Consider the following 19,760-nt stretch of genomic DNA (forward strand, 5'->3'; position numbering starts at 1 on the left):
ATGATATAACATCTCCATTGAAGGCGCGATGGCTCGTGCCGCAGACCAACATCCGATGAGATCGATGGACCGGGGCATGAACAACGCATCCACCGCCAGGCCGGCGGCATTGGTGGTCGCCAGCCTGGCCGCCGCTCTGCAGCTCAACGCGCCGGCAATGGCGCAGGATGCCAGCGTTCCCGGCAGTCCTGTCCAGGGCGACCGGCGATCCGATACCGCCACGCTGGACAAGGTGATGGTCATTGGCAGCAACATCCGCGATGCCATTGGCGGCGGCGCCTCCCCGGTCATCGTGATCGACCGGGAGGCCATTGATCGAACCGGGGTGGCCTCGTTGCAGCAGCTCTTCGAGAAGCTGCCACAGAACTTCGGCGGTGGTGCCAACGGCGCCAACGTCGGCAACCTCGGCGTCGACCGCGATACCGGCAACAACTTCGGCCAGGGCACCGCCATCAACCTGCGTGGCCTGGGCACGGGCACCACGCTGACGCTGATCAATGGCCACCGCGTGACCTCCTCGAACCGCTATCAGTACGTCGACATCTCGCTGATTCCGCTGAGTGCCATCGAGCGCGTGGAGATCCTCACCGATGGCGCCTCGGCCATCTACGGCACCGACGCCGTCGGCGGTGTGGTCAACATCGTCCTGCGCCGCGATTTCACCGGCTATGAAACCTCGCTGCGCTACGGCAGCGTCACCCGCGGCAACATGGACGAATACCAGGCATCGCAGTCGGCCGGCTGGTCGTGGGAGGGTGGCCACCTGATGGCCAGCTACGAGTTCCTGAAGCAGTCCAACCTCGCCGCGGTCGACAAGGACTTTTCCAGGAACGTTACGGTCAGGCCGTACGACATCTATCCCGGCTCGAAGCGGCACAGCCTGTATCTGGACGGCGTGCAGGCGCTCAGTGATGTGCTGACGCTCAACCTGACCGGCTCCTTTGCCAAGCGCGAGATGGACACCACCATTTCCGGCACTGCCGACGAGACCCGCCTGTTCCCGCACACGCGGCAGTTCGATGTGTTCGCCGGCCTTACCCTCGAGCTTCCGCGCCAGTGGCAGGCCCGTCTGAATTCCGGATTCGGCAGAAGCGACGTCTCCTACGAGAGAACCACCATCACCGGCAGCTCGGTCAGCACCGCACCGCCGACGGATACCCATTCCGAATCGCGCTACGTGGAGATGATCGCCGACGGCGAGCTGTTCAATCTTCCGGCCGGCGGCGTACGCGCGGCATTCGGTGCGGGCTACCGCCGCGATGGCTATGAACTGCTCGATCACCGTGGGCTTGAGAAGCCGCTGGATCTGCAGCGCACGATCCGTTCCGCTTTCGCCGAGCTCAACATTCCGCTGCTGGCAGACATGCCTGGCGCTCGCCGGCTGTCGCTGACTGCGGCCGCACGCTACGACGACTACAGCGATTTCGGTTCCACCCTCAACCCCAAGCTCGGCCTGCTGTGGGAAGCAACGGAAGGTCTTTCATTCCGCACCAGCTACGGCCGCTCCTACCGGGCGCCGGTCTACCAGGACATGCAGCTGAACAACACCGTGGTGGTGGCCAAGGTACCCAACCCGAGCGCGGCCAACGGAAGCACGGTGCTGATGATGCTCTCCAACGGCAACCCGGACCTGGGGCCCGAACGTGCCAAGACCTGGACCGGCGGCTTCTCGTTCGCGCCCCCGTCGCTGCCGGGCCTCAAGATCGACGCGAACTACTACCACATCGAGTATGCCGACCGGATCGGCAGCGGTTTCGGCGGCAGTTTCCCGTCGCTCTTCCTGCAGTCCACCGCACCCTATGCGGACCTGCTGACCGTCAACCCGACGCCGCAGCAGATCCAGCAGGCGCGCCAGCTGGGTGCCTCCGGCCTGGGACTGTTCGTATCGCGGGTGGGCCCTTATGCGCTGACACCAGGAACCGATGAAACCAGCAGCGAGGTCATCCTCGACAACCGCTTCCGCAACAACGCGTTCACTTCGCAGCGCGGCGTCGACTTCAATGCCTCCTACGATTTCGACGCCGGCCAGACCCGTATCGCATTGAACCTTGCCGGCCAATACATCATCGATTCCAAGCGCCGCGTGACCGCCACCTCGCCCGAGGTCGACGCGGTGAACGCGGTGTACTTCCCGGTCGACCTGAAGGTGCGCGGCGGCCTCGCCGTAAGCCACCGGCAGGTCGCCGGTGGGTTGTTCGTGAACTATATGGACAGCTATCGCGATCCCGCCAACCGCGCCGACCCCCATGTCACCTCGTGGACGACGGTCGACCTCAATCTCAGGTATGACTTCAGCGGTTCTGCCGGCACCGGCCAGAGCACCTCGCTGGCCTTCAACGTGCAGAATCTGTTCGACAGGAATCCGCCCTTCATCGTCAACAGCATCAACACCGGTTTTGACCCGACCAATGCAACGGCGCTCGGCCGCTTCCTGTCCATGACATTGACCCATCGCTGGTAGGGCGCCCGCCGTGAGCGATGCCTCCCCCGCCCTCTCCAGACCCGCATCCGCCCTGCGCCAGGCGCGGGCCGTTGCCGCGACCCAGCTGAAGCTGATGTGGCGCGAACGGCGCCTGTTGTGGCTCGCGCTGACCCTGCTGCTGCTTGCGGGAGCGTCGGTTACCACGGGCGCAGCACGGCTGGCCCAGCAGGCCCAGGAGCGCCAGATCGTAGCGGAGCAGGAGGCCGGGCTGTGGGACAGCCAGGGCACGATCGACCCGCATGCTGCCGCGCACGTCGGCCGCGCCATTCCCGCGCCGGTGCGGCCGCTGGCGGCGCTCGACCCGGGCATCACGGATTTCGTCGGCACCTCGGTGTTCATCGAAGGCCATGCGCAGAACCCGGCCCGGCACCGACCCATCGACGCCGGCACCGCGCTCAGCCGGTTCGACGGCTTCTCCGCCGCATGGGCGCTGCAGGTCGTGGCGCCCCTGCTGATCATCCTTGCCGGATTCGCCAGCCTCTCCGGCGATGTCGCCCGCGAGACCCTCCGCCAGGAGCTCGGCAGTGGTGCATCGGCCCACGTGCTGATCGGTGGCCGCCTGATCGCGCTGGCAACGGCATCGCTGCTGCTGGTCCTCGCCCTGCTGGCGGTCAGCCTTCCGGGCATGGTCGGCCGCACCCTCGGCACGGCCGACATCACGGCGCTCGTTGCGATGTTCGCGGCGTATGCGCTCTATCTCCTGGTGTTCTGCGCCATCACCATCGGTGTCTCGGCGCGCTTCAGCGCAGCACGCACGTCGCTGGTGGTGCTGCTCGGCTTCTGGGTGGTGGCCACCCTGCTCGCGCCGCGGGTGGCCCCCGCACTGGCCGAATCGCTGTATCCCACGCCTACTGCACCCGCGTTCCGGGCGGCGGTCACCGAGGACGCGGAGCACGGCGCTGATGGTCACGACCCGGCGGACAAGCGGCTGGACGCACTGAAAGCAGAGATGCTGGCACGCTACCAGGTGAAGGACGTGGACGATCTTCCGGTCAACTTCCGCGGTGTGGCGCTGGAGTTCGCCGAAGCGAATTCCACCGAGACCTACAACCGCCACTTCGAGCGCATCTACGCCACCTACCAGCGGCAGGCGATCACGCAACGCGCCTTTGCGGCGCTGTCCCCCACCCTCGCGCTGCAGGCCGTGTCACGGGCACTGGCGCGCACCGACTTCCCTGCACATCTGGCGTTCCTGCGCGGGGTCGAGGACTATCGCTACCGGCTGATCCAGGCACTCAACCTGGAAGTGAAACAGCACAAGGCCGCGAACGGCAGCAAGCATCTGGCCGATATCGCGACCCTTACCCGCTCCGTGGCGTACAGCCCGCAACACCCCCCGCTGGGCCACATCGCCGCGGCACAGTCGGTGAACTTCGCCATCCTGCTGGCCTGGGTGCTGCTGGCCCTGGGGCTGGTGTTCACGTCGGCGCGGCATCTCGGGAGTGCCCCATGAGCAGCCTGTCGATCGCAGGGCATGAGATCCGTCGCCTGCTGCGAGACCGGGCGTTGCCGGTGCTGCTTGGCCTGCTGGCGGTGCTGGCGGCCTTTGCAGCATGGAATGGCAGTACGTGGGTCGGGCAGCGCGAGGCAGCCATCAGCCTTATCAACGCGGAAGAACAGGATGCCAGGGACCGAAGCCGGGGATTCGTTGGCAAGGCACCGTCGGTACTGCCCCGCGTCCAGCCGGTGCTCCCTCCCGGCCCGATGGCGGCATTGTCGATTGGACAGGCGGACGCCTACCCCTACACCGCCGACGTGGTTGCGCTGGGCGACCGTAGCCAGCTGCTCAGGCATGTGTGGTCCGACATCGGCAATCCTGCCGTGCAGGCCGCTGGCCGATTCGACCTGGCCTTCGTCATTGTCTTTCTGCTGCCCTTGGTCATCCTGGCGACCACCTTCGACCTCTGGTCGCGCGAACGTGAGCGCGGCATCACAGCGTTGATGTTGTCACAACCCATCGCGGCGGGACGGCTGATCGCGGTCAAGGCCCTGGCCCGCGCTGCCATCGTGCTGCTGCCTGCGCTGGCGATCATCCTTGCCGGTGCCGCTGGTTCGGGGGCCACGAGTCCTTCCGGCCTGGCCGCGCTTGCCCTGATCGTGCTCGCCTACGGCAGCGTCTGGCTGGCACTGGCGGTGCTTATCGGCTGCTTCGCCCGGCGCACCACCGAGGCCGCGATCGCTTCCGGCGCACTGTGGCTGCTGATCGTTGTCATGGCCCCGTCACTGGTCCTGGCAGCGGTGAACCTGAGGGTTCCACCGCCCTCGCAGATGCAGCTGGCCACCGCATTGAAGGCGCAACTGGCCGACACTGCCCGCCAGCAGCAGCTGCGCCACGCGGCAGCCTCCCCCGCCACGCGTTCGCCAGCACCGCGCATTGCGGACGCCGTGCGCGTGGCCTATGCCGATCTTGTCCAGGCCGATCAGGCCATCGCGCCCTTGATCGCCGCGCATACGGAGGCTGAGGACGGGCGACGCCGGGCACTCGACCGGGCGCGCCTGCTGCTGCCGTCGGTCGCGGTGCAGGATGCACTGGACCGCCTCGCCGGATCCGACGCCGACCGGGCGCTGGCGTTCCAGCAGCAGGTCCTCATGTACTGGCACGCACGTCGGCAGCTGCACAAGGCCTATCTGGACCGTGACCTGCCACAGACGCTGGCCGAGTACGACGCCCTGCCCCGTTTCGAATTCCAGGACACGGCGGGCGCCCTGCAACGCGGTGTACTGATCGACCTGGCCGCGTTGGCGGTCGCCACCCTGCTTCTGCTGATCGCAGCCTGGTCGATGCGGCGTCGGCTGGCCACCCCCTGAGGTACACCACTCATGCTGACTGCAACGCATCTGGTCAAGGAACACGGCACGCATCGGGCGCTGGATGATGTGAGCTTCACGGTAGCTCCCGGCGAGATCTTCTGCCTGCTGGGTGCCAACGGGGCCGGCAAGTCGACCACGATCAAGCTGTTCCTGGGCTTCCTCGAACCCACCTCCGGATCCGCCGAGGTTGATGGGCTCAGTGCCTGGCAGCGGCCACAGGAGGTACGCCGGCGCCTGTTGTACATCCCGGAGAACGTGGCGCTGTATGACGAACTGACCGGCTATGAAAACCTGGATTACTTCGCGCGCCTGGCTGCGGTGGAGCAGCGTTCGCCCGCACGGCTGAAGGACGCGCTCAGGTCTGCCGGGCTGGCGCCCGAGGCATTCGGGCGACGCGTCGGCCTTTACTCCAAGGGCATGCGCCAGAAGGTGGGCATCGCGCTGGCCATCATCAAGGAAGCCAGGGCACTGCTCCTTGATGAGCCGACGTCCGGCCTGGACCCGACTGCCTCGGCCGAATTCCACGAACTGATCGTGCGCCAGCGCGACCGCGGCACGGCGATCCTGATGGCCACCCACGATCTGTTCCGTGCCCGCGAAGTGGCGACGACCATCGGGCTGATGCAGGCCGGCAGGCTGCGCAGGACACTGGATGCCAGCACGATCACCGCCAATGACCTGGAGAGCCTCTACCTTGAGGAAATGAGCCGGAGCGCCTAGGCCACGCCGGCCGCAGGCGCGCCTGGCCGGCCCATCCAGCGCCTGAGCCAGGCTTCGATGTTGACCTGCGGACCGAAGATGCCCAGCACCTGGGAGGAGTGATCCGGGCTGACCCTGCGGATGCCCGCGTCGGCCGATGCGCTGTCGATGTAGCCCCGCCGCGCCAGCAGGCCATCCACCAGCAGGCCCCTGATGAACTGCTGATGCCGCTGGGTGACCGCCACCGAGTGATCGTCGAGGTAGGACTTCACCTTGCGCGACAGCAGCGCCTGCGGCAGCAGGCCCTGCAGTGCACGACGCGCGATCGTCCGGTCTTCCGCGCCGGCCATCAGCAGGTGCAGCGGCAGGCGGGCGAACAGTTCCACCACAGGCTGCGCGCTGATGGGTGATACGCCGTGCCAGCGTCCTGCGCCCTCGAAGGGATCGAGCACGCTGGTCGGGAAGATCATCCGGCCGATATGCGCCAGCTTGTGCGGAGAGAGCCTGTGCCCTTGTGCGCGTGCATGCCGCAGCCAGGCCGGCGGCACGCCATCCTGTTCGGACGCATCCACCTTCACCCATTCGCACGGGTTGCCCCAGCGGCCATTGATGTTGCCCGGCTTCTTGAGCACGCCGTGGACGAAGGCATCCTTGAATACCCCGTACAGCGAATCACCCGACTGCGCGGTTTCGAACGCAACACGGAAAAAGTCACGGTCGATCCCACGCCGCCACGCATAGTCGATGGCAGCGGCATTGCCCTTGAAGCGGAGGAAGACCGCATCGCCGCCGACACCGGTGAACTGCACCGTGCCTGCGTCGACATCCACGTCGCGCCGATGCAGCAGGTAACCCGAGCAATGCGCAGGACGCGCGGTTCGCGGGAAGTCCATGATCTCTTCCAGCGAGCAGTGCGGCTGCCGCAGGTACTCGACGAACTCGCAGCGTCTTCCGGAGGATTCACTGGCACCGGTAACGGCCATGCGCGCGAACATGCGCTCATCGGCACCAATGCCGGCATCGTAGTGATGGACGCACTTCACCTCCGGTGCGGAGGGCGCATGCAGCAGGCCGGCGAGGACGATGGAGGAGTCCAGCCCGCCGGACAACTGAAGCTGGATGCATCGATGCTGGCTCGCCAGCGCACCGATACAGCCCAGCAGCGTTGCACGTGCCAGTTGCACGGCTTCCTCCAGATCTTCGATGGGCGCTTCACTGGCCTGCCGCACCACATCCCACGGGTAGTGCCGGCCGATCGGCCGGCCATCACGGATCGTCACTGCCTCGCCCGCTTCGAGCGCGGTGACCTCCTCGAAGCCTGTCTGCAGGCCGTCACGGAACGGGAACAGCAGCGAATAGGACAGGAACGACCAGTCGACGTTGAAGTCACCCACTCCCAGCAGCAGGCAGTCTTCCATGCTCGAAAAGACCACCGTCAACTGATCGACCGTGGTCATGTAGCACGGAATCTCCGCTGTCGGATCGCGCAGCACGAACCAGCGGGTGGTATCCGGCTGGTAGCCCACGGCAACGTAGCGCCCCCAGTACTGCTCCACCAGGCTCCTGCCCTGCGTACTGCAGGCGCTGTCTGCGGATGCAGCATCGGGAAATGCCTGTGCGGGAACGGTATCGGCGGCGAACACCTTGTGGAACAGCTTGCCGAGTATCACCAGCGGGCCGGACCGGCTGTACTCGAAGTAGCCGGGGTTGTCGGTCTGGGCATAGATGGCGCCGCCGCTGCCCTTCATCACGCAGGCGATTCCGGGGCGGTCTGCCTCGATCCGTTCCATGGCCTGCAAAGCCTGCGCACGAGCGGATTCGGAATGTTCGTTCCAGAACAGAGCGATGTATCGGTACATGCCTCAGGCCGGTTACAGCACCAGGATGGGCGTCATCCGGCGCAGATTGAAGGGGATGTCGGTCAGGACCTGGTCGCCGTGCTGCAACCAGCAATGCGCTGCGAACGGCTGGGTGCGCACCGCGAACACCCACGCGGGAACGATGCCGTACCGCGACAGGAACTCACGCATGGCCAGGCAGTAGAGGAAGCACTCATCGGTCTTCCTGAAGGCGATCGGTCGCAACCAATCGAACACCCGGACCAGGAGGGCCAGCTGCTGCAGATCCACCTCGCCCGGCATGGAGGCCTGACCACGCCTGCGGGCTGCCGACACCGTGTAGTTGAAAGGCAGGAACGTCCTGCTGCAGGCCGCGCGCGTGACCGAGGCCAGGAAGCGGCGCACATCGCAGGCCGTGATCGGCGGACATCCTCGGGACTCGCCCTCGCGCACCCAGTGCAGGGGCAACGCGATTTCGGCACTTGCTGCGGATTTGCCACGCAGCGGATCCTGGGTGATCAGGCGCCGATCAAGCAGCGACTGCAGCATCCTCGGGCTCGGCGCTCCATCGGAGGCCAGGGGCCAGTCCTGCACCAGCCCGCCAAGCGCCGCCGCTCCGCGCCGATCGATGGAGAGATAGCTGCCGGAGGCCTGATCAAGAATGACCATTGCGTCACCGGTCACACAGACATGTGCGTGCTTCGAAAGGAAGTAGGTGGTTTCAGGCTGGTCCATCGCGAGCGTGATCTCATGCTGCTGCAGGCATCAGAGCGGTGCATGCGGGGGGCATGCACCGCAGGTCATGCAGGGTGCGATGGATCAGGGCGAGGTGGTCGGGAAGACGCCATCCCACAACGTGCCGTGGTTGTGCGCCTTCGTTTCGGAAACCACCGAGCCCAGCTCGATCAGTTCACTCGGATCTTCGTGATTCTGCTCTCCAGCCACTACGCCCAGCTCAATCAGTTCGTTCATGAACATCTCCTCTAGTCAGTGGATGCACCCACGCGATGCAGCGGATGCACAGCGGCCAGGCCAGCGTCGCCCTGCGTATTTCAGGACGATTGCCGCCAAGGCACGCAAATGTTACGATATAACATATTATTTTGGTGTGACGGCCGACCGTGATCCGACGCCGCTGCAGCGACTCCCAAGAGAGCGAGATGGATGCCCACCGAGATCAATGACGATGGCCTTGATTCCACCCTTCTGCTGAAGGGCCTGTTTCCGCTGCCGAAGTTCATCCGCTTCGTCCGGGAGCGTTGCCCACCAGGAAGCTTTGATGAAGCGATGCTGGTGGAGCAGTGGCGGGATGCCCGCGCCCTCGTGCGTCACCTTCATCACGACGAAGCAGACGACGCCGATGCCATGGACGTCCTCGACCTGCCCGAAGAGATGCGGCCACTGGCCGAGCAGGCGCTTCGCCAACCCTCGATGCACCGCATGACGAGCGTGGTGCCCCGCAGTTGGCAGATGGTGGAGATCGACCGGCTGGTGGTTTTCCAGGAGTGCATCAACCTGCGCCACATCGATCAGCTTGCAGCGGCCACGGCCGCGTCACCCGATGCAAGCGAGATCATGGAGCTGGTGGCGCGACGTGGACGCCACACACATCCGGATGTGCGCTTTACCCAGTCCGATGGCATCTACACGTTCGCATCTGCGTCCAACGACCTGCGCTTCCTCGACGTGGCGACGATCGACCCTCGCACCATCGCCGGTTACGAGCCGTTCGGCGCAGCCAGCCACGCCCTTGTCGTCTATCTCGGTTTCAGCGACAACCTGATCAGCGCCACACGCATTGGCCGCCGGATCATCCTGACCAACGGCTCGCACCGGCTGTACCTGCTGCGCAGGCTCGGCTTCCGCCATGCCCCCTGCCTGGTGACCGATGCGTCCGACAGCGATCTGTCCGACGTGTTGCTGCCCGCCGCGGTGAAGCAGGATCGGCCGTTCTATCTGGGCGCTTCGCGACCGCCGATGTTCAAGGACTACCTGGATCCACGCCTGACCTGCACCGTGCCGGTCACCCGCAAGCACTATGCGCTCAGGGCCAAGCTGGATCTGCAGCGGATCACGGTTCCAGCGGTGTAGAAAGGCCGTGGGCATCAAGCCCGACGGCGGTAGCCAGCCACATCAGGTCGTCGCCCGCAGAACGCCTTTCAGATACGCGTCGTCGCCATGAACCGTTCGCGGTCCTGCTGCGTGCGGCGGCGAATCTCCTCCAGCGCCTGGCTTTCGGTCGCCTGCAGCATGGCTTCGAACAGGCGCTGGAAGTGATGGCGCATCGCATTGCGTGCGGCCACCGGATCACGCGCACGCAGGGCTTCGAAGATGGCCATGTGCTCGTCGGCACGGCTGGCGCCATCATCGTGGCAGACCCGGGCATAGACCTCGGTCACCCGCGGCAGTTCGCTGCGCATGCGCCAGATCTGCTGCACGAAAAATTCCACCACCGGATTGCCGGAAAGCCGTGCGATGGCCAGGTGGAAACGGCGGTCGTACTCGCCGGCTTCGGCGTCGCTCAGGTCGCGACGGCACAGCGCTTCGGCCAACGACTGCAATTCGGCAATGCCGGCATCATCCAGATTGCTGGCAGCCAGCGCGGCAGCCTCGGCTTCGAATACCGCGCGGGCAGCGGTGAGGTCGAAGGCGCTGACATCCGGCAGCCCGCCGGACGCCTGCGTCGGGCGCGGCTTCACATGCACGCCCGAACCGATGCGGATGGCGATCCAGCCCTGTGCTTCCAGTGCGATCTCGGCTTCGCGGATGGTGACCCGGCTGACACCGAACCGTTCGGCCAGTTCACGCTCGCCCGGCAGCCGCGAGCCCGGCGGAAATTCGCCGTCCTCTATCAGCTTGCGGAGCTTGGCAGCGATGGTCTGGTAAAGGCGGTTGGCGGACATGCGGCTGACCCTTGGCGATTCCCTCCGGGTCCCTGCCCTGCCACCGCGGCCGGCAAGGGTCCGGTTGGAGCGACGGCGCGACCACTGGCCGCGCCGCCCTGTTCAGAACTTGTATCGTACACCGAAATACGCACGCCGCCCGTAGGTCACCACTTCGCGGAAGTTCCCATAAAGCGGCTGGTAGGCCACGCGCGGCTCGTTGGTCAGGTTCATCAGCTCCAGCGACAGCGACAACTGCTTGTTCACCCGGTAGCGCAGGCGCAGGTCCACGCTGGTGTTGTCATCATAGTAGCGGTTCTGCTGCGCGGTGTTGCCGGTGAAGTCCTGGTAGTAGTGCGAGCGGAACTTGCCGATGGCCTGGATGTTGAAGCGCCCGACGTCCCAGTAGATCGAGCCGGACAGGACGTGCCGCGAGAAGCCGCTGAGACCCGCCGGCGGCACGATCGCCGGAATGATCGTGCCATCACTGGCCAGCTGCTCGCCCAGTCGTGAGTCCTGGGTCCGGTAGTCGGCATCGGCGTAGTTGTAGCTGACCTTGAAGCCCAGCCCGTCGAACGGCTTGGGCAGGTACGACAGTCGATGGGTGGCGGTCAGCTCGAAGCCGGTCAGCGTGCTGTCCTCGTCGGTGGTTACCTGCTGCCGCACCGGCACAGTCACGCTCTGGCCGTCGATGGTGTAGGTCTCCGGCACCAGCGCGGTGGCGGTGCCGCCGTTGAACTGCTTCCAGTACACCGCGCCGGCCAGCATCGTGTCCGGGTTCGGGTACCACTCCAGTGACAGGTCGCCGTTCCAGGACATCAGCGGCTGTGCCGCCGGGTTGCCACTGGCGCTGATGTCATCCAGCGCATCGGCCAGGTTGCCGTAGGTGGCATCACTGCTCACGTTGATGGTGCGCCCCGCACCCAGCGCGGCGATGTCCGGCCGTGACATCGCGCGGTACGCACCGACCCGCAGCAACACGTCCGGGCGCAGTTCGAAGGCCGCGTTGAGGCTGGGCAGCAGCTTGTCGTTGCCCGCCTTGAACACCTGCGTGCTGTACTCGCCGGTGGGTTGCAGGCGGATCGTCCCGTCACCGTTGTCCTCGATACGCAGGCCGGTACGCACGCCTTCGGAGCGAACATCGGTCTTGACCCAGCGCAGGCCGAGGTTGCCGGTCACCGGCAAACCGAACAGGCTGCTGCTGAACTCACCCAGCAGATAGAGCGCGCGTGTCTTCTCGGTGATATCGACATTGTTCGGATCCTGGAAACCCGGATCCAGCCCGCTGTCGAGGCTGCCACGGAACGACTGGTACAGGCAGTTCGGATCGAAGTACGCCCACGAGGAGATCGTGTTGCCGCTGGCGGCATCCATGAAGTCATCCTGGGGGAATGGTGCACGGCAGGCCTGGTTGGCAGCGATGATCTTCGCCTTGTCGGCCGCCACGCGCTGGTCGTAGTCGGTTACCAGGGTGTTGTCGCGCAGGCGGTAGTCGGCCTGGCTGGCGCGCACGCCGCCCTTGATGCGGGTGAAGAAACCGGACTCGGGCATGAAACTGGCATCGAAGCGGCCGGCCTTGATCTTGTGGTCATTCTCCGTTGCGCTTGAGGTCACCCGCGCCGCCCCGGTGTAGGCGTCCCAGTTGGTGGGGTCGAAGTTCGGCGCCAGCGCGACACTGGGCACTTCGCCGTGCCAGTCCCAGTCATAGTCCACGTAGCCGGTGGCACCACTGCTGATGCCGGGCACGGCGGCATTGTTGACGTCGCGCTGGTTCGCGCGCAGGCGGGTCATGCGCTCGCTATCGAGGCGATTGGTATGCGAGTACGAAAGATCGGTGGACAGCTCCCAGGCCGGGGTCGGTCGCAGGATCAGGTTCAGGCCACCCCCGGTGTATTCCTCGCCACGCCAGTAGCGGTTGGAGGTGGAGTCGATCGAGGTGCTGCCATGCAGGTGGCGCACGATGCCGTCTGCGTCCACGTCGCGCTGGGTGATGCCGCGACGTGCGTTGGACAGGCTCAGATCGCTGCGGTTCTCGTACCAGTTGCGCTCGGTGTGTTCGAAGTCGAGATTCACTTCAACCACATCATTGGGCCGCCACTGCAGTGCGGCGAACTCGCTCTGCCGGTCGTTGCGCTCCTGCTTGAGCCGGTAGATGCGGCTGCTTGGCACCAGGTAGTACGGCGCGCCGTTGGCGATGGCCTGCGCGGACACTTCATTGCAGTTGGCATTGCCCACGTTCTGAGTGCCATCGCAGGCATACCAGGTGGAACCGCTGGTGATGCTCTCTTCCGGATCAGTACCGTCCAGACGCTGGAAACCCAGCGAAATGCCCAGCTTCTGCCCGTTGCCGAACTCGAACTGGTCGATGTAGCTGGCGGTGCCGCGGTAGCCGATGCCGTCGTCGTCGCGGTACTTCTTGTCATACTCGGCCCAGCTGCCACGCAGATCGATCTGCGCCGAGCGCTTGCCGTATTCCAATGGCCGTACTGTTTCCAGGCCGATGGTACCGGCCACGCCGCCTTCGATGATGTCGGCGCGCTGGGTCTTGTAGATGGCCACCGTATTGATCAGCTCGGCGGGGAACATGTTGAAGTTCACCGAGCGGTCGCCGCTGCCGTTGGTGATTTCGCGGCCATTGAAATTGGTACTGCTGAGGAAGGCGCCGAGGCCGCGGATGGAGATTTCCGAGGCGCCGGTCTTGTCGCGGGTCGAAGCGGCGCCGGTCAGGGTCTCGATCGCATCGGCCAGCGAGGGCGCCGGCAGGTCGCCGATGTCATCGGCCGAGAGCACATCTGCAATGACGGTGTCGTCGCGCTTCTTGTTGATCGAACTCTGCATCGATTCGCGGATGCCGGTGACCTGCACCTGGTCCAGCGTGGTGGGATCCTGTCCTGCCGCGTCCCTGCTGGATTGCGCCTGGGCCGCGGGCAGGCCCGCCAGCACGGCGAGCAACGCCACGATCAGGGGTGTGGGGGACAACGAGATGCTGTGCACTGCTCCGGCGGATCGCCGCATGGTTTCCTCCTCCCAAAGGATCGCCTGCATGCCAGGCGTGGGACGCAGCTTCGGCACGGTGACATGAAAATGTCAACCAATTGGTATGCAAATGTTTAAATGCCTTTGATCCATACCAGTTGATCGCAATTTAATGTGCTTCTGCAGCATGACTTTGCGCGAAGGCTGGCTTACAACAGACCCGAAAGTGGTATGCAGACCCACCCTGAAACGACGGCCGGGCCGTCCCTGGAAGGATTTCATGCGCATTCACTCGCTGGCGCGTCACCCGTCCAACAATCCATCACTGTTTTGCCTGGCCACTGGTCTGGTCATGTGCCTGACCACTTCAGCTGCAAGTGCAACCAGCTGGCTCGTCCACGATGTTGCTGAGTTCACTACAGCCGCCTCGACGCTGCAGCCCGGCGATGAGATCGTGTTGGCTGACGGCATCTGGACCGACGCCCGGTTGCTGCTGAAGGGCCAGGGCACGGCAGCCGCGCCGATCGTGCTGCGCGCGCAGACCGCCGGCGAGGTCGTGCTCAGCGGGCGCTCGGACCTGCGCCTGGCAGGGAGCTACCTTCAGGTGTCCAACCTGGTGTTCCGCAACGGCTACGCACCGGGTGATGCGGTGGTGGCATTCCGCGAGTCGAGCAAGGCCGTCGCCAGCAACAGCCGCGTCACCGGCCTGGTGATCGACGACTACACCAACCCCGATGCCAGCGACCAGGACTACTGGGTTTCCTTCTATGGCAGCCACAACCGCCTCGATCACAGCCAGCTGCGCGGCAAGACCAATGCCGGGCCGACCGTGGTGGTGGTGCGCGATGCCACCCAGGGCCTGGACAACCAGCACCGCATCGACCACAACTGGTTCGGCCCACGCCCAGCGCTGGGCGTCAACGGCGGTGAAACGATTCGCGTCGGCACCAGTGACACCTCACTGAGCAATTCCAACAGCACGGTGGAAAACAACTGGTTCGAAGGCTGCGACGGCGAGACCGAAATCGTCTCCAACAAGTCTGGCGGCAATACCTACCGCGGCAACGTGTTCTATCGTTCGGCCGGAGCACTGACCCTGCGCCACGGCAATGGCAACCGGGTGATCGACAATGTCTTCCTCGGCGACGACAAGGCCGGCACCGGCGGCGTACGCATCATCAACGCCGACCAGACCGTCAGCAACAACTACTTTGAACGGCTGGCCGGGTCCAGCAACCGTTCGGCACTGGCGGTGATGGATGCGCAGGCCAATCCGCCGCTGTCCGGCTATGCGCCGGTGGTGAATGCCACGATCAGCCGCAACACCTTCGTGGACGTGGCGAAGATCAGTTTCGGCGTCGGCCATGATGAGGCGAAGGGCATCGTGGTGGCCGCCAGCAACAGCCGCTTCACCGGCAACCTGATCGTCAACCGCACCAGCAGGAACCCGCCCAATGCCGCCAGTTCGCTGGCCGGTATTGACTTCAGTGGCAACGTGCAGTCGCCGGCAGCCAGCACTGTGTTCCCGGGAGGCGTAGAGAGCCGTGGTGTCAGCCTGCAGCAGGCTGATAGCGGATTGTGGGTTGCCACGCCTGCCCTGCCCGCCGTGGGTGCCGATCCTGCCCTGGCGATGACCGCGCGCGAGGCGACCGGCGTTGCCTGGTATCCCAAGGTGGGCGAAGTTGCCCTGTCACGCACCCGCAATGGAGTTGATCGATGAGGTTGCAGCCGCTGTTCGTTTCCCTGGCTTTGGCCGCCCCCTTCGCCCTGCTGCCGAGCGCATCGCTGTTCGCAGCCCCCACTGCTGCCGTGCGACAGGCCGAGGCCGCGCCGGTGCTGGTCACCGCCGCACAGTGGCAGCAGATGGCCAGCGAAGGCCGCCGCTACCCGTGGTTTTCCAAGGAACAGGCGCGCACCGAGGCGACGCTGAAGAAGATGATGAAAGCCGGTATCGACGTGCCGGTACCCAAGGACAAGGGCGGCGGGCGCACCCATGAACAGCACAAGCGCAACTACCAGGCGCTGCTGGCGGCGGGCACGCTGTACCGGCTGACCGGCGACAGGGCCTACGTGAACTATGCGCGCGACATGCTGCTGCAGTATGCCCAGCTCTACCCGACGCTGGGCCCGCACCCGGAAGGCCGTGGGCAGATCCCCGGGCGCGTGTTCTGGCAGGTGCTCAACGATTCGGTATGGCTGGTCAACGCCATCCAGGGCTACGACGCGATCCGCGACGCGCTGTCCGCCAGCGACCGCAACACCATCGAATCGAAGGTGTTCCGGCCAATGGCCGAGTTCCTCGTCAGCGAGCCGAAGAACTACGACCAGATCCACAACCACGCCACCTGGGCGGTGGCCGCCACCGGCATGACCGGCTACGTGCTGCGCGACCCTGAGCTGGTGGAGAAATCCCTGCGCGGCAGTCGGAAGGACGATCAATTCGGCTTTCTTCGGCAGATCGACCTGCTGTTCTCGCCCGATGGTTACTACGAGGAAGGCCCCTACTACCAGCGCTATGCACTGGCGCCGTTCCTGCTGTTCGCCAATGCCATAGTACGCAACGAACCTCAGCGGAAGATCTTCGCGCGCCGTGACGGCGTGCTGTTGAAGGCCGTGGATGTGCTGGTGCAGTCCAGTTACAACGGCTTGTTCTTCCCGATCAACGACGCCATCCTGGACAAAGGCATCGACACCGAAGAGCTGGTGGCCGGCATCGGCATCGCCTATGCGCGTACCGGTGATGACCGCCTGCTGTCCGTGGCCCAGCAGCAGAAGCGCCTGCTGCTTTCGCCCGAAGGGCTGGAGGTGGCGCAGGCGCTGGCGGCGAACAAGGCCAAGCCTTTCGACTACAGGCCGATGCTGCTGCGCGACGGCCCTGACGGCGACCGCGGCGGCTTGGCCATTCTGCGCATGAACGGCGAGCGCGGCCAGGCGCTGGTGCAGAAGGACACCATGCAGGGCATGGGACACGGCCACTTCGACAAGCTCAACTGGCTGTTCTACGACAACGGCAACCCGGTGGTGACCGACTACGGCGCGGCCCGCTTCCTCAACGTGGAAGCCAAGCGTGGTGGCATCTACCTGGCCGAGAACCGCAGCTGGGCCAAGCAGACCGTGGCCCACAACACCCTGGTGGTGGACGAGCAGAGCCACTTCAAGGGCGACTGGAAACGCGGCGAGGAACACGCGCCGCAGGTGCGCTTCTTCCAGGCCGATGCCGATACCCAGGTCGCCTCGGCAACCATGCGCGATGCGTATCCAGGCGTGATCTTCACCCGCACCCAGGCGCTGCTGCGCCACCCCGACCTGGGTCTGCCAGTGGTGCTGGATCTGTTGCAGGTGCACGGTAACAAGGCCGCGCGCTACGACCTGCCGCTGCACTTCAACGGTCACATCGTCACCACCGGCTTCGAGGCCGAACACTTCCCCGCCCAGCGCCCGGTGCTGGGCAAGGACAACGGCTACCAGCACCTGTGGCTGGATGCACGCAGCAAACCCGGCAGCGAACCGCGTTCGCTGGCCTGGCTGCTGGACGGCCGCTTCTACACCTACCGCTTCGGCAGCAGCGCACCCGCGCAGGCGCTGCTGGTGGAAAGCGGTGCCAACGACCCGGAATTCAACCTGCGCCGCGAACCGGCCCTGCTGCAGCGCGTGGAAGGCCAGAAGGACGTGACCTTCTTCAGCGTGCTGGAGCCGCACGGCGAGTACAACGGCACCGCCGAGTACGTGCACGGCGCCGACAGCCGCATCAAGGACATCGTGCGCACCCGTGGCAGCGATGCCGAGGTGATCGAACTGCGCCTTGCCAGTGGAGCCCGCATCGCGCTGGGCGTGGCCGATGACAGCAGCGCCAAGGGCGAGCACAGCGTGACCGTCGACGGGCATGCCTACGGCTGGAGCGGCAGCCACGCGCGCATGGACCCCAGCAAGGATGACGCGAAATGAACGGCCCTGCGGTGGTGGCCAACCTGCGCAAGGTGCCGGTGCGTTCAACAGTGCGCTGGCTGATCGTGGGCCTGATCGCCGTGGCTACGGTCATCAACTACATCGACCGCAACGCACTGGCGGTGATGTGGCCGGAAATCGCCAGGGAAGTGGGCGCGACCAAGGATGACTACGCGCTGCTGGTGACGGTGTTCATGCTGTTCTATGCCGCCGGCCAGTTCCTGTTCGGGCGCCTGTTCGACATGATCGGAACGCGCCTGGGTTTCGCTCTGTCGATCAGCGTGTGGTCGATCTCCATCGCCCTGCATTCGGTCACCCATTCGATGCTGTCCTTCAGCCTGGTGCGGGCGATGCTCGGCATCAGCGAGGCCGGTGCCTGGCCCGGCGCGGTCAAGGCCAATGCCGAGTGGTTCCCGGCACGCGAGCGCGCATTGGCGCAGGGCGTGTTCAACGCAGGTGCGTCGATCGGCGCGATTGTCTCCGCACCGGCCATCGCCGGCCTGTACCTGTGGCTGGGCTGGCGCGGCACCTTCGTGCTGGTCGGTGCGATCGGCTTCCTGTGGCTGCTGCCATGGCTGTTTGTCTACCGCGCCGGGCCGGACAAGCATCCGTGGGTGAGCGATGCCGAGCGCCGGTTGATCCAGGAAGACCAGGCCGGGCAGCAGGCAGAGGTGGCACCGAAGGCCAGCGTTCGTGAGCTGCTGGCCCACCGGCAGAGCTGGGGCATGCTCGCCTGCCGCTTCCTGCTGGACCCGATCTGGTGGTTGTTCGTGTCCTGGCTGCCGATCTACCTGGCCGAAACCTTCGGCTTCGACATCAAGCAGATCGGCCTGTTCGCCTGGGTGCCGTTCGTTGGCGCGATGCTGGGCAGCCTCAGCGGCGGTTGGCTGTCCGGGCGGATGATCCGCGCCGGGCACAGCGTGGACCGCGCCCGCAAGCTGGCCATCACGCTGGGCTGCGTGATCATGGCCCCTGCCCTGCTGGCTGCCGTGCTGGCCAACCAGCCGCTGCTGGCGGTGCTGGCGATCGCTGCCGTGCTGTTCGGCTTCCAGGTGGCCATCGGCAACATCCAGACCCTGCCGGGCGATCTGTTCGACGGCCGCTCGGTGGGCACGCTGGCGGGCCTGGGGGGCCTGGCCGCCGTGGCCGGCACCTTGATCACCACCTGGCTGGTGCCGGTGCTGACCCGCCATTCCTACGCTCCGATCTTCATCCTCGTTGCCGCGCTGGTGCCGCTGTCGCTGGCTGCGCTGTGGTGGTGGACCGGGCCTATCCAGAAGCTCGACCGCCGCGCCGGTTGAGCCTGGGTCTCCTTCTTTTCCAAGTACATCCATTCCCCCGCAAACCAAGGAGTTTTCCGCATGTCGTTCCAGGACAAGGTGGCCATTGTCACCGGCGGCGGCCGCGATATCGGCCGCGCCGTTTCGATCAAACTGGCTGCCGCCGGTGCACGCGTCTGCATCAACTACGCCAATGATGAAGCCAGTGCCCAGGAAACGCTGGCGCAGATCCAGGCGGCCGGTGGCCAGGCCATCGTGCATCGCGCCGACGTCACCGATGCCGCTGCCGTCGCCGGCCTGGTCGCTGCGGCACAGGCCGTGTTCGGTGAGCGCATCGACCTGCTGGTGAACGTGGCCGGTGGCATGGTGCAGCGTCGCCCGCTGGCCGAGATCGACCCGGCGTTCTTCCACACGGTGATGGACCTCAACATCACCTCCACCTATCTCACCACGCACGCGGTGGTGCCGCACATGCGCGAAGGCGCGGCCATCGTCAATTTCGCCTCGCAGGCCGGTCGTGATGGCGGCGGCCCGGGCGCATCGATCTACGCCACCGCCAAGGCGGCAGTGATGACCTTCACCCGCGCCATGGCCAAGGAGCTGGGGCCGAAGGGTATCCGGGTGAACGCACTGTGCTGCGGCATGATCGCCACCCGCTTCCACGACGAGTTCACCAAGCCGGAAGTGCGCACGGCCGTTGCCGGCGCCACCCCGCTGCGCCGCCAGGGTGCGCCGGACGAAGCCGCTGACGCTGCTGTATTCCTGGCCTCGGATGCGGCGGCGTTCATCACCGGTGCGAATCTGGACGTCAACGGCGGCACCTACTTCTCCTGACTGGAATCCTGCT

General features: G+C 65.5%; 14 protein-coding genes. 9 read left to right on the top strand and 5 right to left on the bottom strand.

Features of this window, described 5'->3' with window-relative positions:
- Positions 1-76: 76 nt before the first annotated feature.
- From GOC52_RS10840 to GOC52_RS10855, 4 genes are read left to right on the top strand one after another with little or no spacing between them, the layout of a single operon-like run.
- Positions 77-2,461 carry a TonB-dependent receptor plug domain-containing protein gene (locus GOC52_RS10840; RefSeq protein ID WP_191849369.1) on the top strand — a complete coding sequence of 795 codons (2,385 nt, stop codon included), beginning with the start codon at positions 77-79 and terminating at the stop codon, positions 2,459-2,461.
- 10 nt (positions 2,462-2,471) lie between these two features.
- A complete protein-coding gene (locus GOC52_RS10845; RefSeq protein WP_238794389.1) occupies positions 2,472-3,935 on the top strand; it encodes a DUF3526 domain-containing protein in 1,464 nt (487 codons plus the stop codon).
- The gene (locus GOC52_RS10850; RefSeq protein ID WP_191849371.1) at positions 3,932-5,290 is read left to right on the top strand and encodes an ABC transporter permease subunit; all 1,359 of its coding nucleotides are present in this window, start codon (positions 3,932-3,934) and stop codon (positions 5,288-5,290) included. The genes GOC52_RS10845 and GOC52_RS10850 overlap by 4 nt, the downstream gene beginning before the upstream one ends.
- A 12-nt stretch (positions 5,291-5,302) precedes the next feature.
- Complete coding sequence (locus tag GOC52_RS10855) at positions 5,303-6,013, top strand: ABC transporter ATP-binding protein (RefSeq protein ID WP_191849373.1); 711 nt, start codon at positions 5,303-5,305, stop codon at positions 6,011-6,013.
- On the opposite strand, the gene GOC52_RS10860 is transcribed toward GOC52_RS10855, so the two are convergent.
- From GOC52_RS10860 to GOC52_RS10870, 3 genes are all read right to left on the bottom strand, one after another.
- On the bottom strand, positions 6,010-7,782 hold the full coding sequence (locus GOC52_RS10860; RefSeq protein ID WP_238794390.1) for an asparagine synthase-related protein: 1,773 nt from the start codon (positions 7,780-7,782) through the stop codon (positions 6,010-6,012). The genes GOC52_RS10855 and GOC52_RS10860 overlap by 4 nt on opposite strands.
- An 81-nt stretch (positions 7,783-7,863) precedes the next feature.
- Entirely contained in the window at positions 7,864-8,565 is a 702-nt protein-coding gene (locus GOC52_RS10865) for a lasso peptide biosynthesis B2 protein (protein WP_191849377.1), read from the bottom strand.
- A gap of 84 nt (positions 8,566-8,649) precedes the next feature.
- The gene (locus GOC52_RS10870; RefSeq protein WP_162257677.1) at positions 8,650-8,802 is read right to left on the bottom strand and encodes a hypothetical protein; all 153 of its coding nucleotides are present in this window, start codon (positions 8,800-8,802) and stop codon (positions 8,650-8,652) included.
- A gap of 192 nt (positions 8,803-8,994) precedes the next feature.
- Here GOC52_RS10870 and GOC52_RS10875 point away from each other — a divergent pair, with 192 nt between their 5' ends.
- Positions 8,995-9,921, top strand: a complete 927-nt coding sequence (locus GOC52_RS10875) for a hypothetical protein (protein ID WP_191849379.1) — start codon at positions 8,995-8,997, stop codon at positions 9,919-9,921.
- Between the two features lie 68 nt (positions 9,922-9,989).
- On the opposite strand, the gene GOC52_RS10880 is transcribed toward GOC52_RS10875, so the two are convergent.
- Together GOC52_RS10880 and GOC52_RS10885 are read right to left on the bottom strand one after the other, a co-directional pair.
- Complete coding sequence (locus tag GOC52_RS10880) at positions 9,990-10,733, bottom strand: FadR/GntR family transcriptional regulator (RefSeq protein WP_049455191.1); 744 nt, start codon at positions 10,731-10,733, stop codon at positions 9,990-9,992.
- A 102-nt stretch (positions 10,734-10,835) separates the two neighbouring features.
- On the bottom strand, positions 10,836-13,727 hold the full coding sequence (locus GOC52_RS10885) for a TonB-dependent receptor (RefSeq protein WP_191849381.1): 2,892 nt from the start codon (positions 13,725-13,727) through the stop codon (positions 10,836-10,838).
- Between the two features lie 241 nt (positions 13,728-13,968).
- Here GOC52_RS10885 and GOC52_RS10890 point away from each other — a divergent pair, with 241 nt between their 5' ends.
- The 4 genes from GOC52_RS10890 to GOC52_RS10905 are packed head-to-tail and all read left to right on the top strand — an operon-like array spanning position 13,969 to position 19,747.
- On the top strand, positions 13,969-15,408 hold the full coding sequence (locus GOC52_RS10890; protein ID WP_191849383.1) for a chondroitinase-B domain-containing protein: 1,440 nt from the start codon (positions 13,969-13,971) through the stop codon (positions 15,406-15,408).
- Positions 15,405-17,633: an oligoalginate lyase gene (locus GOC52_RS10895; protein ID WP_191849385.1), complete on the top strand. Its 2,229-nt coding sequence runs from the start codon at positions 15,405-15,407 to the stop codon at positions 17,631-17,633. Before GOC52_RS10890 ends, GOC52_RS10895 begins: the two co-directional genes overlap by 4 nt.
- Entirely contained in the window at positions 17,630-18,934 is a 1,305-nt protein-coding gene (locus GOC52_RS10900; RefSeq protein WP_019659759.1) for an MFS transporter, read from the top strand. Before GOC52_RS10895 ends, GOC52_RS10900 begins: the two co-directional genes overlap by 4 nt.
- 60 nt (positions 18,935-18,994) lie before the next feature.
- Positions 18,995-19,747 (top strand): SDR family NAD(P)-dependent oxidoreductase, encoded by a 753-nt coding sequence (locus tag GOC52_RS10905; RefSeq protein WP_049481126.1) that lies wholly within the window; start codon positions 18,995-18,997, stop codon positions 19,745-19,747.
- Positions 19,748-19,760: the final 13 nt, after the last annotated feature.

The sequence above is a fragment of the Stenotrophomonas sp. SXG-1 genome (assembly GCF_014083965.1).
Lineage (GTDB): Bacteria > Pseudomonadota > Gammaproteobacteria > Xanthomonadales > Xanthomonadaceae > Stenotrophomonas > Stenotrophomonas geniculata.